Source organism: Arthrobacter vasquezii, assembly GCF_029455255.1.
Taxonomy (GTDB): Bacteria; Actinomycetota; Actinomycetes; order Actinomycetales; family Micrococcaceae; genus Arthrobacter_D; species Arthrobacter_D parietis.
The window spans coordinates 35,698-54,152 of record NZ_JAROKN010000018.1 but is presented as its reverse complement, the minus strand read 5'-3'; the positions used below and the strand labels follow the sequence as shown (position 1 = coordinate 54,152).

22 protein-coding genes are annotated in these 18,455 nt (G+C 63.6%); 10 read left to right on the top strand and 12 right to left on the bottom strand.

The window, feature by feature from the left end:
• Together P4U43_RS08910 and P4U43_RS08905 are read left to right on the top strand one after the other, a co-directional pair.
• Positions 1-162: integrase core domain-containing protein (locus P4U43_RS08910; RefSeq protein ID WP_277358416.1), on the top strand; the 162-nt coding region annotated here is incomplete at its 5' end.
• A gap of 385 nt (positions 163-547) precedes the next feature.
• Entirely contained in the window at positions 548-979 is a 432-nt protein-coding gene (locus P4U43_RS08905; protein WP_277358412.1) for a hypothetical protein, read from the top strand.
• A gap of 25 nt (positions 980-1,004) precedes the next feature.
• Here the strand turns inward: P4U43_RS08905 and P4U43_RS08900 are convergent, their stop codons facing one another.
• On the bottom strand, positions 1,005-2,753 hold the full coding sequence (locus P4U43_RS08900) for an FAD-binding protein (protein WP_277358411.1): 1,749 nt from the start codon (positions 2,751-2,753) through the stop codon (positions 1,005-1,007).
• 71 nt (positions 2,754-2,824) lie between these two features.
• On the opposite strand from P4U43_RS08900, the gene P4U43_RS08895 reads away from it, so the two are divergent.
• The gene (locus P4U43_RS08895) at positions 2,825-3,775 is read left to right on the top strand and encodes a LysR family transcriptional regulator (protein ID WP_277358415.1); all 951 of its coding nucleotides are present in this window, start codon (positions 2,825-2,827) and stop codon (positions 3,773-3,775) included.
• Positions 3,776-3,811: 36 nt separating this feature from the next.
• On the opposite strand, the gene P4U43_RS08890 is transcribed toward P4U43_RS08895, so the two are convergent.
• From P4U43_RS08890 to P4U43_RS08860, 7 genes are all read right to left on the bottom strand, one after another.
• Positions 3,812-4,243: a hypothetical protein gene (locus P4U43_RS08890; protein WP_277358410.1), complete on the bottom strand. Its 432-nt coding sequence runs from the start codon at positions 4,241-4,243 to the stop codon at positions 3,812-3,814.
• Positions 4,244-4,363: 120 nt separating this feature from the next.
• Complete coding sequence (locus P4U43_RS08885; protein ID WP_277358409.1) at positions 4,364-4,705, bottom strand: hypothetical protein; 342 nt, start codon at positions 4,703-4,705, stop codon at positions 4,364-4,366.
• Between the two features lie 110 nt (positions 4,706-4,815).
• Entirely contained in the window at positions 4,816-5,547 is a 732-nt protein-coding gene (locus tag P4U43_RS08880) for a DinB family protein (protein ID WP_277358408.1), read from the bottom strand.
• A gap of 76 nt (positions 5,548-5,623) precedes the next feature.
• Positions 5,624-6,391, bottom strand: coding sequence for an SCO1664 family protein (locus P4U43_RS08875; RefSeq protein WP_277358407.1), 768 nt, complete (start codon positions 6,389-6,391; stop codon positions 5,624-5,626).
• Complete coding sequence (locus P4U43_RS08870) at positions 6,391-6,942, bottom strand: DUF3090 domain-containing protein (RefSeq protein ID WP_277358406.1); 552 nt, start codon at positions 6,940-6,942, stop codon at positions 6,391-6,393. The genes P4U43_RS08875 and P4U43_RS08870 overlap by 1 nt, the downstream gene beginning before the upstream one ends.
• Positions 6,943-6,957: 15 nt before the next feature.
• Entirely contained in the window at positions 6,958-7,671 is a 714-nt protein-coding gene (locus P4U43_RS08865; protein WP_277358405.1) for a histidine phosphatase family protein, read from the bottom strand.
• Positions 7,672-7,750: 79 nt separating this feature from the next.
• On the bottom strand, positions 7,751-7,960 hold the full coding sequence (locus P4U43_RS08860) for a hypothetical protein (protein ID WP_277358404.1): 210 nt from the start codon (positions 7,958-7,960) through the stop codon (positions 7,751-7,753).
• Positions 7,961-8,066: 106 nt separating this feature from the next.
• Here P4U43_RS08860 and P4U43_RS08855 point away from each other — a divergent pair, with 106 nt between their 5' ends.
• Positions 8,067-8,330 (top strand): LbetaH domain-containing protein, encoded by a 264-nt coding sequence (locus tag P4U43_RS08855; protein ID WP_277358403.1) that lies wholly within the window; start codon positions 8,067-8,069, stop codon positions 8,328-8,330.
• Between the two features lie 18 nt (positions 8,331-8,348).
• On the opposite strand, the gene P4U43_RS08850 is transcribed toward P4U43_RS08855, so the two are convergent.
• Positions 8,349-8,549 (bottom strand): hypothetical protein, encoded by a 201-nt coding sequence (locus P4U43_RS08850; protein ID WP_277358402.1) that lies wholly within the window; start codon positions 8,547-8,549, stop codon positions 8,349-8,351.
• Between the two features lie 154 nt (positions 8,550-8,703).
• Here P4U43_RS08850 and P4U43_RS08845 point away from each other — a divergent pair, with 154 nt between their 5' ends.
• On the top strand, positions 8,704-10,158 hold the full coding sequence (locus P4U43_RS08845; protein WP_277358401.1) for a protein adenylyltransferase SelO: 1,455 nt from the start codon (positions 8,704-8,706) through the stop codon (positions 10,156-10,158).
• A gap of 9 nt (positions 10,159-10,167) precedes the next feature.
• Here the strand turns inward: P4U43_RS08845 and ypfJ are convergent, their stop codons facing one another.
• The 3 genes from ypfJ to P4U43_RS08830 all read right to left on the bottom strand — a co-directional run bounded on the left by ypfJ (position 10,168) and on the right by P4U43_RS08830 (position 12,739).
• Positions 10,168-11,073, bottom strand: a complete 906-nt coding sequence (ypfJ, locus tag P4U43_RS08840; RefSeq protein ID WP_056547372.1) for a KPN_02809 family neutral zinc metallopeptidase — start codon at positions 11,071-11,073, stop codon at positions 10,168-10,170.
• 66 nt (positions 11,074-11,139) lie between these two features.
• Entirely contained in the window at positions 11,140-11,529 is a 390-nt protein-coding gene (locus P4U43_RS08835; protein ID WP_056547375.1) for an ArsR/SmtB family transcription factor, read from the bottom strand.
• Positions 11,444-12,739, bottom strand: a complete 1,296-nt coding sequence (locus P4U43_RS08830) for an MFS transporter (RefSeq protein WP_277358400.1) — start codon at positions 12,737-12,739, stop codon at positions 11,444-11,446. The genes P4U43_RS08835 and P4U43_RS08830 overlap by 86 nt, the downstream gene beginning before the upstream one ends.
• 147 nt (positions 12,740-12,886) lie before the next feature.
• Here P4U43_RS08830 and P4U43_RS08825 point away from each other — a divergent pair, with 147 nt between their 5' ends.
• The 5 genes from P4U43_RS08825 to P4U43_RS08805 all read left to right on the top strand — a co-directional run bounded on the left by P4U43_RS08825 (position 12,887) and on the right by P4U43_RS08805 (position 18,446).
• Positions 12,887-14,272 (top strand): FAD-dependent oxidoreductase, encoded by a 1,386-nt coding sequence (locus P4U43_RS08825; RefSeq protein ID WP_277358399.1) that lies wholly within the window; start codon positions 12,887-12,889, stop codon positions 14,270-14,272.
• Between the two features lie 8 nt (positions 14,273-14,280).
• A complete protein-coding gene (locus P4U43_RS08820; RefSeq protein ID WP_277358398.1) occupies positions 14,281-16,182 on the top strand; it encodes a glycoside hydrolase family 15 protein in 1,902 nt (633 codons plus the stop codon).
• A gap of 33 nt (positions 16,183-16,215) precedes the next feature.
• Positions 16,216-16,992 carry a thioesterase family protein gene (locus P4U43_RS08815; protein ID WP_277358397.1) on the top strand — a complete coding sequence of 259 codons (777 nt, stop codon included), beginning with the start codon at positions 16,216-16,218 and terminating at the stop codon, positions 16,990-16,992.
• Between the two features lie 102 nt (positions 16,993-17,094).
• Positions 17,095-17,379, top strand: a complete 285-nt coding sequence (locus P4U43_RS08810; protein WP_277358396.1) for a DUF427 domain-containing protein — start codon at positions 17,095-17,097, stop codon at positions 17,377-17,379.
• A 38-nt stretch (positions 17,380-17,417) separates the two neighbouring features.
• Positions 17,418-18,446 (top strand): aldo/keto reductase, encoded by a 1,029-nt coding sequence (locus P4U43_RS08805; RefSeq protein ID WP_277358395.1) that lies wholly within the window; start codon positions 17,418-17,420, stop codon positions 18,444-18,446.
• The last annotated feature ends 9 nt before the right edge of the window (positions 18,447-18,455 follow it).

The window sequence follows — 18,455 nt, the reverse complement described above, 5'->3', positions numbered from 1 at the left end:
CTCACCGGGGAAATCATCGACACCATGGCCGAAGCGAAGTACTTGGCCGACGAGTGGAAGGACATCTACAATCATGAACGGCCCCACGGATCCCTCGACGGCATGACGCCGAAACAATACTGGGACACCTGGACGCAGAAAAATCAACTAGCTATCGCATAGCCACTGGACTGCTAACCGGGAGCCAATCAACATGTCAGGACTTGATGGGCGCACCGCTAGTGGGCTGACTGCGAGCCACCCGATACTGTGGCTGGGTCTTCCGGAGTAATGAGCTGTCCGAATTGCTCAGATAGCTCGACCAACTTAGGTCCGACGACCCCATGGCTTAGCCGGACGATGGCGGGACTTTTATCCTGAGCAATTGCTAACTTAGGTCGGCATCTCACACGTCGTGTGCGGCCACACGGCGTTGCTCGCTGCCGTCTGAATCTGGTTTTACGACCATGTCTTCGGAGCTGAGGGTGGTGCTACACGTATTGTCAGCCCATCGACGAAATGAGAAACGATGCTTAAGGGGCGGCTAGTCGTTGGAATAACGGCGCTCTTGTTCACCATGACAGGTTGTAGCAGTGAATCGCTCATCGGCGCGCAGCCGGACGCACCTCTAACCCACGCGGACCTCGATGTCCTACAGACAACGGCCGGTCAAGAGGACACGATTTCGGCGGAAGCGGACGTTTCCTACCTCGATGAGAACTCTTCACGTTTCCTCGCCGAGCAGGACGGTTTGCTTTTCTACGCGGGGGTGGAGACGTCTAACGCGGGTTCCAACACCTGTCTCGTCGTCGTGTCGCAGGGTCCCGGCCAAACGACCGGTGGGTGCGACCTAAACATTGGCGAGGAAGTCGGCGCATCGTATATCGCCTTTGGCGTTGAGGCTCGGCTCGTAACCGACGACGCAAACCTTCAGGACTATGTGGACAACGGATGGAGCACTCCTCATCCGAACCTGATCACGAGAAACAGCTCGAGCTGAATGTCCGCAGCTGGAGATTCAGTATTCACTCCAAAAGCTTGCCGGCGACGGAGTCGTCCGCGGTGGTTTCAGCGAGGGCCCGGAACGAGTCGGGAGCCGGCGGCAGCGCTTCGAAGCTGACTCCCTCTGCCGGCGACCAGATGAAGTTCCCCTTGAGGGAGGGATCCATCGCAGGGAAATCCGCTCGGTTATGGGCCCCACGCGTTTCGCGCCGTTCGAGCGCGCACTCCAGGGTGGCACGTGCGGCCAGCAGCGAGCCAAGCAGGTCGTAGGCATGGGCCAGGTCGTCGAAGCCGGCGATGTCCGGATGTGCGGTGACGTTCTGAGCACGCTCCTCCAGGGCCGCTAGCTTGTCCAGCCCTTCCTGGAGCCCCTGCTCGGTACGCACCACACCGGCATGCTCGGTCATCAGGTTGCGCAGCTCGCGCTGTAGGCGCCGTACTGACTCGGTCCCGTTCTCGCGCAACAGAGACTGCATCTCGGTGCGGGCCAGTTCGACGGCGGCCGGATCCCTACTTATCTCGGTGCGGGAGCCCACGTACGCAGCGACATGCTCTCCGGTGATGCGCCCGTAGACAAGCAGTTCGATCAGTGAATTGCCACCCAACCGGTTGGCCCCATGCAGACCTGAGGAAGCCTCGCCGATTGCAAACAGCCCGTTCACGCCGGTGCTATGGTCCTCCGGTGCTACCCACACCCCGCCCATCGAGTAATGGGCGGTGGGTGCGATTTCCATTTTGGTGGTGGTGATGTCCACCATCTGCAGGTCGATCAGGGTGCGGTAGACCCGCGGCAGCTTCTCCAGGATGGTCTCGCGCGCCAGGTGTGAGACGTCCAGATAGACGCCTCCTTTCTCGGTCCCGCGGCCCTCGGCAACCTCGGTGAATGCGGCAAGGGCCACCCGGTCCCGGGTGGAGAGTTCCATACGCGCGGGATCATAGCGTTCCATGAAACGTTGACCGAGAGCGTTCGTGAGGATACCGCCCTCTCCACGCGCGGCTTCGGAGACGAGGGTGCCGGCGGCGTCGTCGGGCTCCAGGAGGCCCGACGGGTGGAACTGAACAAGTTCCGCGTCGCGAATCCGGGCACCGGCCAGCGCTGCCAACCTGAAGGAGTCACCGGTGTTCTCGTCGCGGCGGGAGGAGGTATGCCGCCAAATTCGGGTGTGCCCACCTGCGGCCAGGATGACCGCGTCGGCGTGGATCTGTACGGGGGTGCCGTCCACGATGTCGAAGCCGTAGGCGCCGAAGATCGTGCCGTCGGCGACGAGCAGGCGGGTGATGTAGACCGTGTCGATAATCGGCACGTTCAGCTCTGCCGCCCGGCGCATCAGGGTGCGCTGGATTTCAAGACCGGTGTAGTCCCCGGCGTAGGCGGTACGGCGGTACTTGTGGGCACCGAAGAAGCGCTGCGAGATCCGTCCGTCTTCCTCCCGGGCGAACGGCATCCCCCACTGTTCGAGGTCCGCAATGCCGCGGGCCGCATTACGCGCTACGGTCTCTACGATGCTCGGGTCGGCCAGGAAGTAAGACTCGCGCAGGGTATCGGCGGCGTGCTGCTGCCAGCTGTCCTCGGGGTCCATAGTGCCCAGAGCGGCGTTGATCCCGCCAGCCGCCAGAGTGGTGTGCGCATCATGCTTGCGGCGCTTGCCCACCGCCAGCACCTGCACCCCACGCTGAGCGAGTTCGATCGAGGCGCGCAACCCGGCGCCTCCGGTACCGATCACCAGCACGGACGTGGACAGGAGGCGTTCGGAAGTGTGGTGGAGATTCATATCTACAACGGTAGGTTTGTGTGCTCCATGTTTCCAATGAATTATTTGGCTCACGATGATGCGTTTAGGCTATACAGGTGAAGCTAGACCAATTGCGCTCTTTTGAAGCGGTAGCTCGAGTGGGGCATTTCACACGCGCGGCCGACGAGTTGTATCTCGCCCAGCCGTCCCTGAGCCGTCAGATCGCCGCGCTTGAGGCCGATCTTGGTGCTGAACTGTTCCACCGGGGCTCCTTAGGAGCAACGCTGACGAACGCGGGCGAGCTGTTGCTGCCCATCGCTCGGCGCATGCTCGGCGACGCGCAGACCGCTCGCGAGAAGATGGACGAACTGTCAGGATTACACCGCGGTCGAGTTCGGCTGGGCGCTCCACCGACTCTGTGCGTCTCGCTGGTCGCCGATGTGCTGGCCGCCTTCCGCAGTGCGCATCCCGGGGTGGAACTGCACATCACGGAGGGCGGCTCGCGTTTCCTGGTGGAGGCCCTCAACGAAGGTGCACTGGATCTGGCCCTGGTGGTCACCCGCGCAGTGAACCCGACGGTTCCGGGCACCGAATTAATTCCACTGCTCGCAGAAGAGCTTGTGGTCGTCTCCTCCGCCGGATCGGCGATGCCGGAAGAGCTCACATTGAAAGAGCTGGCTCACATCCCTCAGGTGGCGTTCAACCGCAGTTACGACCTGCGGGTCGCCACCGATGCTGCGTTCTCCGCCGCTGGTCTGGAAACGGTGGTGGCCGTGGAGGGCGCCGAAATGGACGCAGTGCTGCGGTTTGTTGAAAGAGGGCTCGGCGTGGCCGTGGTGCCGGCGATGGTGGTCCATGACCGCCCCGGACTGCGGAGGGCTCGCTTGGTGAGTCCTTCGCTGACGCGGACCGTCAACTTGGCCCGGCGCAACGACGTCGGACCCTCGGCCGCCGCTGCCGCCATGCAGCAGTTCGTCTTTGACATCGTGGATCGACTTGCGGCGCCGGGCACCGACCTGGCGCGTCTGGTTACGGCAGCTCCACGGGACTCAGAGAATTAGATCACCCCACGACTGCTGGACATGCCCGGTGTTTGCTCACTCGGATATCGGGGCCCGTTGTCTGTTGCCTACGGCTTCGATTGCTGCGGCGATGCCAAGCAAGACGGCTGTACCGAAAGTAGTACCGAAGGCGAGAAGTATAGCCCCGACCGCCCACAGGCCGCCCGAATCCATGGCAGAGGCAGTGCTGATCCATGCAAGCGTGAAGGAAGCAGGAAGTACCAGCAGAGCAACGATGAAATGCAAGAGCCGGTAGGCGAGCCCTATCACCACGATGCCGCACAGAAGCGCTGCCACTCCCTGCCATACTTCATACGGTCCAGTCAGTTCACCCGTGGCGGCGTCGTACTGGTACTCGGTATCCCAGGCGAACCAGCCGAACCAGAGCGCTGCTGACAGGAGGGCAATCAGGACGACGGCCGACCATTGCTCAAACGGCCGCCGGTCGCGGTTTCGGGTCAGGCGCATCCTTTACTGTAAATCTCATCGGAGTAGTGGTTGAGCTGACCAGCTGGAATTCGCCGTTCCCGTGCTCTCCTGAGCTGATTGTCACTACCGCCGGGAGACGGGATAGCCGGGTGCCTGTCGTCAGTTCTGCAAGGCTGAGTAATTGGCGGCTCGGATCGAAATGCAAGCGACAATCACGCTACAGAGCGCCGCACCGATGGCAGCCAGCGAGAAGTAATGCGCGAATGCGAGCAACGTGTAGGACGCGTACGCGAATAGCGCCACCGCGATGAGACCGACCACTGATGCGAGTGCCATCACGGTACGCCGTCGGGGTGCAGGTTTAGCACCCTCGACCTGCTCGGATGAGTTCCTGAGGACAGCAGTAGCGATCTGTATGCCGAACGCTACGGTGACCAGTGTTATCAGGAGCGCCACCCATGCAGATGGAGACGTCTGCGAGAAGTATCCGACGATAAGCATCAGAACAAGACTTCCTATCAGCGGTTCTATCCTGACATTCCTGACTCGTCCCATGAGCCCATGCTAACGAGTCCCCCAGGCGGACCCGGCCCGGCTGGTTTTCTCGGGCCCTAACCAATACGAGCGAGATCCCGTCTGACGTAGCGGAGGTGTGCCCACTCCTCCTCGAGGATCACGCGAATGCAGTCGCCGACGCTTGGATGCCAGTCGCCGCCGCCCCAGGGGTTCTCGCGTTCCTCTGCGAGAAGATCCGGCGTTGCCGTGGCCAGAAAATCGGTGACCTGCTGTTGGCGCTCTGCCCGAACAGCGAGAATCTCCTCGTACGCCGGCAGCTCCACCCGGAAGATCGACATGTCGAAACCCATCTCGCCGGCGCCGGTGAAAATCAGTCCGATCTCGTGGAACGGCTGCTCCTTCCGCAGGATCCCGCTGCCGAGCCAGGCGTCGGTCGCCAGAATGAGGTGCCTCAGGGTTTGAGCCAGAGACCATTCGTCCGCTACCTGCCTGTCCACCAAGTTCGTTGGCGTGCCATCCACAGTCTCCTGCCACGCGGACTGCACCGCGAGCCACCCCTCCCGCAGGCCTTCGGGCGTCTGCGCCTTCTGCAGTTCGCGGCCCGGGAACTGCCGGTTGAGTTCGGCATCCACAAGCGGCACCACGTCGACCCCGTTGACGAGAAGACTGCCGAAGAACAGGTCGTGGCTGTCGATGTCGAGTCCGTCCACGTCGACGCCGCGCATCGACACGCCGCTGACATCGGAGAATCGCAGGGTGGCGCCTTTGAAACTTGCCCTGACGAAGGTTGCGCCCTCGAATTCCTTCGTGCTGGTGTAGGTCGTCATGGCCCTCATTCTCCGGTGAAGGGGCGCTGAAAGCTACGGTAGAGGACGATTCTTCACGGAAGGATTGCGTCCGTTCCTAGAACAATGGCCAGGGCACCGCGGGCGTTTCACCGCTCGGAGCTGGGAACCGCCCGGATGAGCGCATCCGGGTGCAACGCGCCGCGAGCGCAGCGATTTCGTCCGCGGACAAAAGGTCCGCCAGTTCATGGCCCAGCTCACCGTGCAGGGCCTCGCTGAGGCGATCGACGCCGTCGAGCTCTTCGCTCGTGAGTGGGTCACCGAGCCATCCCCACAGCACCGTGCGCAGTTTGTGGTCGCTGTGGAAGGTCAGCCCATGGTCCACACCGTGCCGATGCCCGTCCTCCATTGCAAGAATGTGGTCGCCCTTGCGGTCGGCGTTGTTGACCAGTACGTCAAACACCGCCATACGTCTCAGCGCGGGGGAGTCCTCGTGGATGAGAGCTACCATCGAGCCGTTCTCGTCCTGACCTTCGAGGACCTGCTTCCAGCCGGTCTTCGGCACCTCGCCCGTCGCAACCAGATCCACCGCGTTCTGGGCTAGATCCGTCTCCTGCCAGAGCTGCACCATCCCTTCACCCAGTGGACCGTCGCGTAGCCAGGTGCGAGGAACGACATTCCAGCCCAGTATCTCCGAGACGAGGTAGGCGGCCATCTCCCGGTGCGCAAGAACACCGTCGGGGAAATCCCAGAGCGGACGCTCGCCTGCTACTGGCTTATAGATGACTGCTGCATCGCCGATGCTGCCCAGGAAGGTCGCGTTCGACGCCGTCGTGATGCGGCCGGTGAGCGTCAGCTCGGCGGTCAACAGGTCCGGCGTCGGCATCAGGCTTCGGGCAGGGCGCAGATGTGCCCATCAGCGTCGATTGGCTGACCGCACAGCACGCAGATCGGACGCCCGGCGCCTACAACCTCGCGGGTGCGCTTGGCGAAGGCGCGGGCGGTACCAACAGGCATGCTGACCCGCAGCACTTCGGACGCATCGGCGTCGTCGTCATCGGGGAAGGTTTCGTCTTCGCTCTCAGCGTCACTGAGCGGGTACGCCTCGACGACGATCTGCGCCGTGGTCGGGTCCCACCCCAAACTCATGACGCCGGTGCGGAACTGTTCCTCTACCGCCTCAAGCTGGTCATTGTCGACGAGTTCGATGGGAGTGCTCGTGGGCACGCTGAAGGGGTTGCCCTCGAGGTTGATGAGCTGATCGAGGATCTCATCGATTTTTTCGGCGAGTTGCGCCGACTGCTGCTTCTCGAGGGCGATGCTGACTATCTGCTTTCCTGCACGTACCTGCAGGTAGAACGTGCGGGCCCCCGGAAGCCCGATGGTGCCGACGACGACGCGGTCAGGCCAGACAAACTCGTGAACAGTTGTGGGCATGTTGCTATTTTAGGCTCATCGCGCTGATGACGCCGTGTGTCCTGCGCCACCGCCCACCGGTGCGTCGTCGGAAGTGACGCTGGTGGACAGCCAAGACAGATCGCCGGCGTCGGTATTGGTTGCGTGAACGGTCGGCCGATTGGCTCCGTAACGCAGGATCGACACGGAGGCCGGTCCCACGTTGATGCGTTGGAATAGGTCGAGGTGCATGCCGAGGGCGTCGGCGAGGATCGACTTGATGATGTCACCGTGGCTCACTGCCACCCACACTGCTCCCGGCCCGTGGAGGGATTCGAAGGAGGCGTCGTGGCGTCGAATCGCCGCCACCGACCGGGCCTGCATCGCGGCCATGGATTCGCCGCCGGGAAAAGTGACGGCGGACGGTTGCGATTGCACTGCCGACCACAGGTCCTCGGTGGCGAGATCATTGAGCATGCGGCCCTGCCACTGGCCGTAATCACATTCCGTCAGACAGGCATCGAGATTCATATCGACGGCTGCACGCGAGTCGCCGGCCTGGCGATCGAGGATGAATTGGGCGGTCTGCTGACACCGCTCGAGCGGGCTCGACACGACTCCGACAACCTGGACGGCTGCAAGCCGGTCAGCGGTCAGGGCCGCCTGCTCCCGGCCGACCTGGTCCAGGCTGACGCCGTCGGCCCTGCCAGCCAGAAGCCCTGAAGCATTCGCTGTGGTGCGGCCGTGCCGCACGAGAAGAACTGTCGCCATTCACCCAGCGTAACCATCCGCGCGACGGTGAACCCTCAGGGGACTGGTGTCCATGGTTCACCTGCGCCGAGGCGGACTGTCACATCAGCCCGCCTCCACCGCGTCCGCGGTGATGGCGCTGTCCCTCGTCGTCAGCCCTGAGCTTCACGTGTTTTTCCCGGAGATGGCGCAGGGCAAGAGCGATCAGCAGCGACAGCGCCACTACCGCGAACGCGTCCAGAACCGTTATCCCGGATAGGACCCAGACCGCGAGGGCAATCAGCGTGGCAGAAATGGCGACTGTAGTCACGAGAACTTTCAACGTATTCCCCATAAGGGCATCCTGTCATGAAGAGTTGTCACCAGGCTGCGGTTCATTGGCTGCCTCGGAACTTCCGTCAGACCGAAAGGACACCATGGAACTCAACGAACTACTTGACGCGCTGAACGCCGGCCACACCATCATGGGGGACTTCCCACTGCACGAAGTGATGCATCGGACCAGCCAACAGGCCCTGCGCATCACCGGCGAGCTGAACGGTCTCTACCAGGAACCTGCGCGGGTGCGGGAGTTGTTAGCCCAGTTGACGGGCAAGCCGGTCGTTGAATCCGTCACAGTCTTCCCGCCCTTCTACTCCGATTTCGGCAGGAACATCACCCTGGGTGAGCGGGTCATGTAGCGAACGCTCTGGGCCCCGTCACCCCGGGAACGGCATGAACGGAACGTCCGGTTTGCCGTCACCGTCCTTGTCGCCATACGCCCTCATGGCGAGGTCGTTAGCCTTTTCCTCGTTCCCATGGATGTGGACGTACCCCTCGCGGAAGTCCTTTTGATGGGCAGATGCAGCGGCGGCCTTCTTGCGCTCGAAGGCGGCGCCCTTTCGTCGGAAGCTAAACATGTCCGGCTCCTTTCCCGTGCCGCATAGCTACGGCGCCGGGCGGACGGCCCATTGCCGACATACCTCCAACATACGCCCGGTCCTCAGGGAAAGCGATAACGAAAGGGGGCCGTTCGCGGGGAACAACCCGAACGCCACGTCTGTTGGTATATACGTGAGTGTTTCTACGGCGCCGACCGTCACCCTCGACAACCACTTCGCCCGCCACCTGCCGGAAATGGGCACGCCCTGGCAAGCAGCAGAGCCGGCCGAACCGCACCTGCTGGTGCTCAACGAGCAGCTCGCGGCCGAGCTCGGGCTTGATCCGGCTTTCCTGCGGGCTCCCGACGGCGTCCGTCTCCTCACCGGCGCACGCGTACCCGAAGGTGCAACCCCGGTTGCGCAGGCCTACGCCGGCCACCAGTTCGGCGGGTACAGCCCCCGCCTCGGTGATGGACGCGCGCTGTTGCTCGGAGAGGTTGCAAACCCGGACGGCACCCTGCGGGATATCCACCTCAAGGGCTCCGGCCGCACACCGTTCGGAAGGGGTGGCGACGGACTCGCCGCAATAGGCCCCATGCTGCGTGAATACATCGTCAGCGAAGCGATGAACGCACTTCGCATCCCTACCACCCGTTCGCTCGCCGTCGTGGCCACGGGACGTCCAGTGCAGCGCGAGGAACTGCTGCCGGGCGCCCTGCTGACCAGAATCGCCGCCAGCCACCTGCGCGTCGGTACCTTCCAGTACGCCCGTGCCACCGGTGACATCGAACTGCTCCGCCGCGTAGCGGATTACGCCATCACCCGCCACTTTCCCGAGGCAGCACAGGCACCCAACCCCTACCTCGCCTTGCTTGAATCGGTCATCCGTGCCCAGGCGGAGCTTGTCGCGCAGTGGATGCTGGTGGGCTTCGTCCATGGCGTCATGAACACGGACAACATGACCATTTCCGGTGAGACCATCGACTACGGTCCGTGCGCCTTTCTGGACGCCTTCAACCCCTCAGCGGTCTACAGTTCAATCGACACCATGGGCCGCTATGCCTATGCGAACCAGCCGGCCGCCGCCCACTGGAACCTCACCCGCTTCGCCGAAACGCTGCTGCCCCTGCTCGATGAAAACCAGGACGACGCCGTGAAGCTGGCAGAGCAAGCGCTGGCAGAATTCCCCGCTTTCTACAGCGGTGCCTGGTCCGCGGGAATGCGCATCAAGCTGGGCCTGCCGGACGGCGTCGATGCGGCAGACATCGCAGGAAAGCTCTTGACGCTGTTGGAGGAGGACCATGTGGACTACACGTCCTTCCTGCGGAGCCTGAGCGCTGCCGCGCGCGGGAACGTTGAAGTGTCCCGCAGCTACTTCGCTGACCCCGCACGTTTTGATGCCTGGTTGGCGCAGTGGCTCACCCTGAACCCGTCAGCAGACGCCATGGACAGGGTTAACCCCGTGTACATCCCGCGGAATCACCGCGTGGAAGAAGCTCTCGCTGCTGCCGTTGAGGATGACCTCGAACCACTGGGCACGCTGCTCGCTGCTGTGACGGCGCCGTTTCAGGAGCGTGACGGCTTCGAGCGCTATGCCGCTGGAGCGCCTGAGGACTTTGGCTCGTACCGGACCTTCTGCGGGACCTGAGAAAGCGGGCTAGGGATTGTCGAGATCCTCAGCGGCGAATGTGTCGCACGCTTCGATGTCTCCCGTTTCTAGTCCCCGCAGGAACCACGCCTGACGCTGCTCACTGGAACCGTGGGTCCACGCCTCGGGGTTGACCTGACCGGTGGTCGATTCCTGGATGCGGTCGTCGCCGACCGCCGACGCCGCTGACAGCGCGTCCTGCAGGTCGGTTCGAGTGAACTCGCGCAGGAAGGGAACCCCGGATTCCGGATCAGGGACCGTTGTGGCATGCGCCGCCCACATGCCGGCGTAGCAGTCGGCCTGCAACTCCACCCGGACTGCTCCGGACTCTGCACCGCGGGGGTCCTGCTGGGATGCGCTCAGTGCGCCCGTCAGGTTCTGGATGTGGTGCCCGAACTCATGGGCAATTACGTACTCCTGAGCCAGCGGCCCAGCGGACGCACCGAAGCGGGTCACCAGATCGTTGAAGAAGGCGGTGTCATAGTACGTCTGCTCGTCCGCCGGGCAATAGAAGGGCCCGACGGCGCTGCTCGCCGCGCCGCAGCCCGTGTTGGTCTGGCCGCTGAACAGGACCACCCCGGGCGGCGTGTACTGAATGCCGAAGGGCTCCAGGTAAGGGGACCAGAAGCTATCCAGGCTTTCAGCGGTGCCAAGGATGCGGCAGTCGAGCCGCTCGTTGGCGTCCGCGCCGGTCTGGCACGCGTTGATGGCGGGATCAGAGTCCGCACCGATACCGGTATCCGTGTCGGTGCCGCCGTCAAGTCCTAACTGGTCCACCACACCCGGGCCGAAGAACAGTGACAGCAGCAGGATCAGGCCGCCGCCGAGGCCGCCGCCGATAGCGACGCCGCGGCCGCGGCCGCGCCGGTCACTCACCCGGGAGGGATCGAACTGGGCATTGTCATTGAAGCTCATGCCAGAACTCTAAACTAGGAAGCCTGCTGTGTATTCGGTAGGCGCCGGTTCCGAGGAGCAGGAGGATCAGTCGTGTGCAGGCTCCCCGGTAACGCGGTGGTCGGCGTGGTTCAGGCCCTCCCGTACCAGGCGTGCGAGGTGCCCGTCCGCAATGCTGTAGATGACATTGCGGCCGCTTTTCCGCGTGGTTACCAATCCCGAGAAACGGAGCTTGGCCAGATGCTGGCTGACTGATGTGCGGGTTGCTCCCGTGCGTTCCACCAGGGAACTGACGTCGCCGGATTCCTCGGAGAGCAGCCACAGAATGTGCAGCCGCGTAGGGTCGGCGAGCATCCTGAACAGGGATGCGCCGACGTCGAGGCGTGCTTCATCAGGATCGTTCGGATGATTCAGGCTGGGCCGCGAGCCGACCGGTTCTTCGCTCAACAGTCCACTCCTTGCTGACAGGTGACTCATCTGCCCCGGTAGCCGGAGGCTCGGCCGTCCAGAGCCGCAATGCTGCCACAGCGCCCAGTGTAGCGAGCGTTGCAAGGATGAACGCGGCCGCAGGCTGCCCGGCGGCGGCTCCAGCCCATCCCGCAATCGGGTAACTGAGAATGAAGCAGGCGTGCGAGAGGGAGAACTGCGCCGTGAACAGGTAGGACCGCGTTGCATCCGTGGCCGCGCGGCGCAGCAGGCGCGCAGACGGCGTATTGATCATCGAAGTACCGGCACCCAGCAGCGCCCACAGCAGGAGCATCAGTACCCAGGCGGGCTGCAGTAACGCGATGACGCCGGCCGCACCCACGCCCGCTGCGATCACCGCGCTTCCACTCACCATGAAGGCCCGGTCCGGAAAGCGCTCCAGCAGTGCCGGCGTCGTCAGTGCCACAGTCATTGATCCGGCGCCGTAGCAGGCGAGGGCGATTGCCACCTCAGCGTTGGTTCCGCCATAAAGTTCTCGGACATAAACGACGGTATTCACCAGGACGAGCGCGGTACCGCAGGCAACCACCAGGTTCAGTGCGAAGAGACCACGAAGAGACGGCACCTGCAGGAAGATCCGGGCCCCCAGGGTGGTGCGGTGCAGGAGGGAACCCCGGCGCGCGGGCGGCGGGGGAGCGGGCAACCGAGTGGTTCCGACGAGCAGAGCGGAAATCAGGAACCCAATGACGGTGCCGACAAAGAGACTGGAATAGCTCATAATCACCAGCAGCGCGGCTGCGATGACGGGGCTCAGGAGCGACTCAAGATCGTAGGCAAGCCGCGAGAGGGATAGCGCCTTCGTGTAGTCGCGCTCCCGCGGCAGAATCACAGGAATCACCGACTGGAACGCCGGGGTGAAGGTAGCCGAGGCCGACTGCAGCACGAATACCAGAACGTAGACCTGCCACACCTGATCCACGAACGGCAGCATTAGGGCAACGGCCGCGCGGACGAGGTCAGCTGCAATCAGGACGGCTTTCCTGGGAAGGTGTTCCATCAGTGCCGCCATCAGGGGAGCCACGAAGACGTAGGCCAGCATCTTGATGGTGAGGGCAGTACCGAGGACGGCTCCTGCTCGGCCCGCCGCAAGATCGAACGCGAGGAGACCCAGTGCCACGGTGAGCAGGCCTGTACCAAGCAGCGCAATCACCTGCGCAGAGAAGAGTTTGCGATACGCAACATTGCGGAGGACTGTCAGCACACTGCTCAACATAGTACATACGTGCGCATTCGTGCACTCATTCCCAAGGTTGCTCGAACATTGACATTTATCGATAGCTCTCAGATACTCATATCGATGAATATCAATGTAACTAGACCAGTGGGCCATAGAACGGAAGGAACAGCGATGCCGGAACAGCGTCACTTGCCCGTCGCCATCATCGGGGCCGGCCCGATCGGCCTCGCAGCCGCCGCCCATCTCCTCGAACGAGGGCTGACACCCTTGATTCTCGAGAAGGGCGACGCCGTCGGGGCTGCCATCCGCCAATGGGGCCACATCCGCCTGTTCTCTCCCTGGCAGTACAACATCGACGACGCCGCCCACCGGCTTTTGAAGCCGACCGGTTGGCAGGCGCCGCGCGGCTCAGCGCTTCCCTTCGGTAATGAACTGGTTGAGGCCTACCTTGAACCGTTCGCGGCGCTACCCGGCATCGCAGCAGCCCTGCACCTCAACACCGAGGTGCTCGCAGTGACGCGGCAGGGGATGGACAAGACGAGGACCCTGCATCGCGAGGACCAGCCGTTCCTTGTCCGTGTGCTCGGCCCGCGAGGACTTGAGGATCACCTGGTGCAGGCCGTTCTCGATGCATCCGGCACCTGGAGCCAGCCCAATCCGCTGGGCCAGGCCGGGCTGCCGGCCCCGGGAGAGAGCGCTGTGCACGCCTTCATCACGCAGCCCCTTCCCGATGCTGCAGGCAAGGACCGCGCCCGCTTCGCCGGCAAGCGCGTGATGGTAGTCGGTGCAGGGCACTCCGCCGCGAACACCCTGCTAAGTCTTGGACAGGTTGCCAAAGCTGAGCCGGGAACCCGCCTGATCTGGGGTGTGCGCGGATCCGGATCAGCACAGCGGCTCTACGGCGGCGGAGACCTCGACGGGTTGCCGGCCCGCGGAGCGCTCGGAAGCCGCCTGCGCTCGCTGGTGGAGGACGGCGTGGTGGAGCTCCTGACCTCGTTCACCATCACTGAACTGGAGGCCGGCGACGGCGCACTCCGCGTTCATGCCTCGAGCCCGGAAGGCGCACGTGAGGTCGAAGTGGATGTGCTCGTACCGGCCACGGGGTTCCGTCCGGACCTGCGGATGCTCCGCGAACTGCGGCTCGAGCTCGATCCCGCTGTTGAAGCGCCGCGGGCGTTGGGGCCACTGATCGACCCTGAATTCCACTCCTGCGGGACCGTCCCGGCGCACGGGGCAGCTGTCCTGGCGCACCCGGACAAGGACTTCTACCTCGTAGGTATGAAGAGTTACGGCCGCGCCCCCACCTTCCTGCTGGCCACCGGATATGAGCAGGTGCGGTCAGTCGTCGCCGCCGTTGCCGGCGATGACGACGCCGCTGCGTCAGTTCACCTCGATCTCCCCGAAACGGGGGTCTGCAGCACCGACCTCGGGGGAAGCTGCGACACTGCATCCTCCGGTGGCGAGATGGTTTCGCAGTCCGGTTGCTGTGGTCAATCGGAACCGGTCAGCCTCGGCGTTCCCACCGGGCTCCTGCACGGCAGGATGCTTGCTGATTGAATGGGAGGATGACAGCTGAGCATGCAGAGCACGCGTCCACGCCGCTGGAGGACTACGCCCTCCTGTCTGATCTGAGTACGGGGCCACTGGTATCCCGGGACGGCAGTATCGACTGGCTTTGCTTTCCGCGCTTCGATTCTCCCTCCGTCTTCGCGGCCCTGCTGGGGTCCCCGGAAGACGGACGATGGAAAGTTTCCGCCTCTGACGGCGAGGTGGTTTCCCGGCGGTATCTTCCACGAACGTTCGTCCTGGAAACGACCTGGCGCACCCCGACCGGAAAGATGGTGGTCACCGACTTCCTGCCGCCTGGCGACGCGCAGTCGGATCTGGTGCGCCGAGTGGAGTGCGTCGAGGGAACCGTTGAAGTGGAGCACGACCTGCGCATACGGTTCGACTATGCCCGGGCGAAGCCCTGGACGCGGCGGGTCGACCTCGAGAAAGTCGGCTCGTGCGGACTGCTGTCGGTTGCAGGTCCGGATGCGCTGCTGCTGACCGGACCGTTGCTGCACCCTCACGAGTCCCAGCGGGCAGAACCACAGACCGGCATGGAAGACCGCCACGAAGCCTCCGCCGAGGGCCATGCGGACGATTACCAGGGCGCCGTCTCGAAGCGGCTGAGCGGTGTCTTTCCGCTTGTAGCCGGCGAATCCGAAAGCTGGGTACTTACCTGGCACCAGTCTCACGAGGCGCTTCCAACTGCAGCAGACCCGGACAGAGCCCTGGAAGCGACTATCGCCTACTGGACTCAGTGGTCCTCCCGGGTGGAGGTTCATGATCGACACGATGAGGCCGTATTGCGCTCGCTGATGGTGCTCCGTGCCCTTACCCATGGCAGAACCGGCGGCATCGTGGCCGCAGCCACCACGTCGTTGCCGGAGGAGTTCGGCGGCTCTCGCAACTGGGACTACCGCTACACCTGGCTGCGCGACGCCGCACTCACCATCGAGGCGCTCATTGCGCATGACTTCACCGAAGGTGCGCTGCACTGGCGCAACTGGCTGTTGCGTGCGGTAGCCGGGGATCCGGATCAGGTGCAGATCATGTACGGCATCGCCGGCGAACGCCAGCTCCCCGAAAGCGAGCTGGACCACCTGGCCGGCTACGAGAATTCAAAGCCGGTAAGAATCGGTAACGGGGCTGTGGGCCAATACCAGGCCGACGTCGTCGGGGAAGTCATGCTCGCCCTCGCGGCGCTGAGGGATACAGGGGCAGCCGAGGGCGAGTACTCCTGGGGGCTGCAAAAGAACCTCCTTCGGTTCTGTGAGCAGAACCTGGACCGGAAGGGTCACGGCATCTGGGAAATGCGCGGGGAAGCAGAGTTCTTCGTTCATGGACGAGTGATGATGTGGGCTGCCTTCGATCAGGGGGTCCGGGCAGTGCGTGAGCACGGGCTGGAAGGGCCGGCCGATCGATGGGAGGAGATCCGGGACCGGCTCCGGGAGGAGATCATGGAGCGCGGATTCAACGCCGAGCTCAACTCGTTCACGCAGACATACTCGAACGATGAAGTCGATGCGTCCCTGCTGCAACTGCCCCACACAGGCTTTGTGGCCAGCGATGACCCGAAGATGCTTGGCACCGTGGCCCGCATTGAGGAGCAATTGCAGGATGCCCATGGGCTCCTGCACCGTTACCGCACAGCATCCGGCCTCGATGGTTTGGAGGGCCACGAATACCCATTCCTGATCTGCACGTTCTGGCTTGTGGAACAGTATGCAAACAGCCGCCGCACCGACGATGCCACGGCGTTGCTTGACCGGCTCACCGGTTACGCGAATGACCTCGGACTGTACGCGGAAGAGTACGATCCGGTGAGCGGCCGGCTGGCAGGCAACTTCCCGCAGGCCTTCAGTCACCTAGGCTTTATTCGTGCCTCGGACGCCGTCAACAGGGCACGAGTCCAGCCTTAACCGAGCTTTCCCTCAGGAGCGTGTTTTCCCACCATGGCAGATTCCTACTACCGTCCGGCGGGCGGGGGCCGGTTCGAGGCCACAATTCATGCACAGGGTGCCTGGAACGCACACGAGCAGCACATGGCGCCCGCATCCGGTCTGCTCGCACATTGCCTTGAACAGTTCCAGCCACGCGCAGAGCTGCAAATGGCGCGCATCTCGTTCGAGATCCTGGGCCTCATACCGCTGGAGACCGTCGAGGTGACCACCCGGATGGTGCGCCCAGGGAGGACCATCGAGTTGCTGGAAGCGGAGATGAACCATGGCGGGCGGACAGCTATCCGCGCCCGCGCCTGGCGGTTGGCTTCGAGCGATACCTCGTCCGTCGCGGCGCTTGAGGACGAGTCCATGCCGGGACCGGATCAGGGTGAGGAGCACGACGCCGTGGCGGAGTGGCCCGGCGGCTACATCCAGTCGATTGATGTCCGCAAGATCGAAGGCCACAGGCCCGGCCGGGGCAGGGTCTGGTTGCGGACGCCCCACCCGCTGGTGGAGGGTGAAGCGTCGTCGGACTCGGCCCGGCTGATCGGGCTCATCGACACCGCAAACGGAATCGCCACGCGGGTTCCTCCCGGACCCGGCAGCTGGGCGTTTCCCAACGTCGACCTGCAGGTGCACCTTCACCGCCAGCCCTCGGGCCAGTGGCTCGGCCTCGATACCCGAGTGAGTTTCGGGCGGGAAGGAATCGGGCTGACCTCGTCCGTCCTGCACGACCTCGACGGGCCGTTCGGCCGGAGTGAGCAGATCCTTACGCTGCGCAAGCTCTAACTCCAGGCGGGGGAATGCAGCGAGCAGCGTCATCGTTGGCAGATTGTGTAATCGCGCTCACAGCGCAACCGGCGCTGAGCCGTTCAGAGGATTGAGGACATCATGGCCAAGGCAGTCTGGAACAACCAGGTCATTGCGGAGTCTGACTCCACCGAGATGGTCGAGGGGAACCACTACTTCCCGAAGGAAAGCGTCAAGCAGGAGTTCCTCCGATCGAGTGACATGCACACCACATGTCCCTGGAAGGGTGACGCCAGCTACTTCAGCCTGGAGGTGGACGGTGAGAGCAATCCGGACGCCGCATGGACCTACCCGGAGCCGAAGGAAGCCGCCGCGAACATCAAGGACCACGTGGCGTTCTGGCGCGGCGTGACCGTGACCGACTGAAGAGCAGTGCACGCACTATCACCTACCCAGGAGAGTTGATGGAATACAGGAACCTCGGAAGCAGCGGCGCATCGGTTTCGGCTTATGCGTTAGGCACCATGACGTTTGGTGCCGAAGCCGATGAAGCGACGTCACATGCGATCCTCGATGACTATGCCGACGCCGGTGGCAACCTCATCGACACCGCTGATGTCTACACCGCGGGAGCGTCCGAGGAGATCATTGGGCGCTGGCTGGCGAAGAGCCCGTCCGCTTCCGGCATGATCCTGGCTACGAAGGGTCGGTTCCCGATGGGTAAGGGCCCCAATGATTTGGGCCTCTCCCGGCGGCACCTTCGGCTGGCGCTCGATGCCTCGCTGAAGCGGCTCAACGTCGACCACATCGACCTGTACCAGATGCACTCCTGGGACCCGCTCACTCCTCTGGAGGAGACGCTCGGCTTCCTCCACGACGCCGTGAGCGCCGGCAAGATCAGCTACTACGGCTTCTCGAACTACACCGGATGGCAGCTGACCAAGGCCGCCGGCATTGCGAAGGCGCGAGGGTGGGACCTGCCGGCCACCCTCCAGCCGCAGTACAGCCTTCTGGTGCGGGGGATCGAGGCAGAAATTGTGCCTGCAGCGCTCGACGCCGGTATGGGCTTACTGCCGTGGTCACCGCTCGGCGGGGGGTGGCTCACCGGAAAGTACAAGCGGGATACTGCGCCCAAGGGCGCAACCCGTCTCGGCGAGAATCCGGAACGCGGAATGGAAGCGTGGGAAAAGCGCAACGCGCAGGAGCGGACCTGGGCGATCATTGACGTCGTCCTCGGTATTGCTGAGGCGCGCGGAGTCAGCGCGTCCCAGGTAGCGCTGGCATGGGTTGCGCAGCAGCCAGCTGTCACGTCGGTCATTCTCGGTGCCCGTACTCGCGAGCAGCTTGAAGACAACCTTGGGGCAGCTGCCCTGACGCTGAGCAGCGATGAGGTTGAACGGCTGTCCCAGGCCAGCGCGCCGGGCTTGGCTGATTATCCTTACGGAACCCCGGGCGTCGAGCAGCGGAGCCGATCTATTGACGGCGGCCGCTGAGGAGCCTGT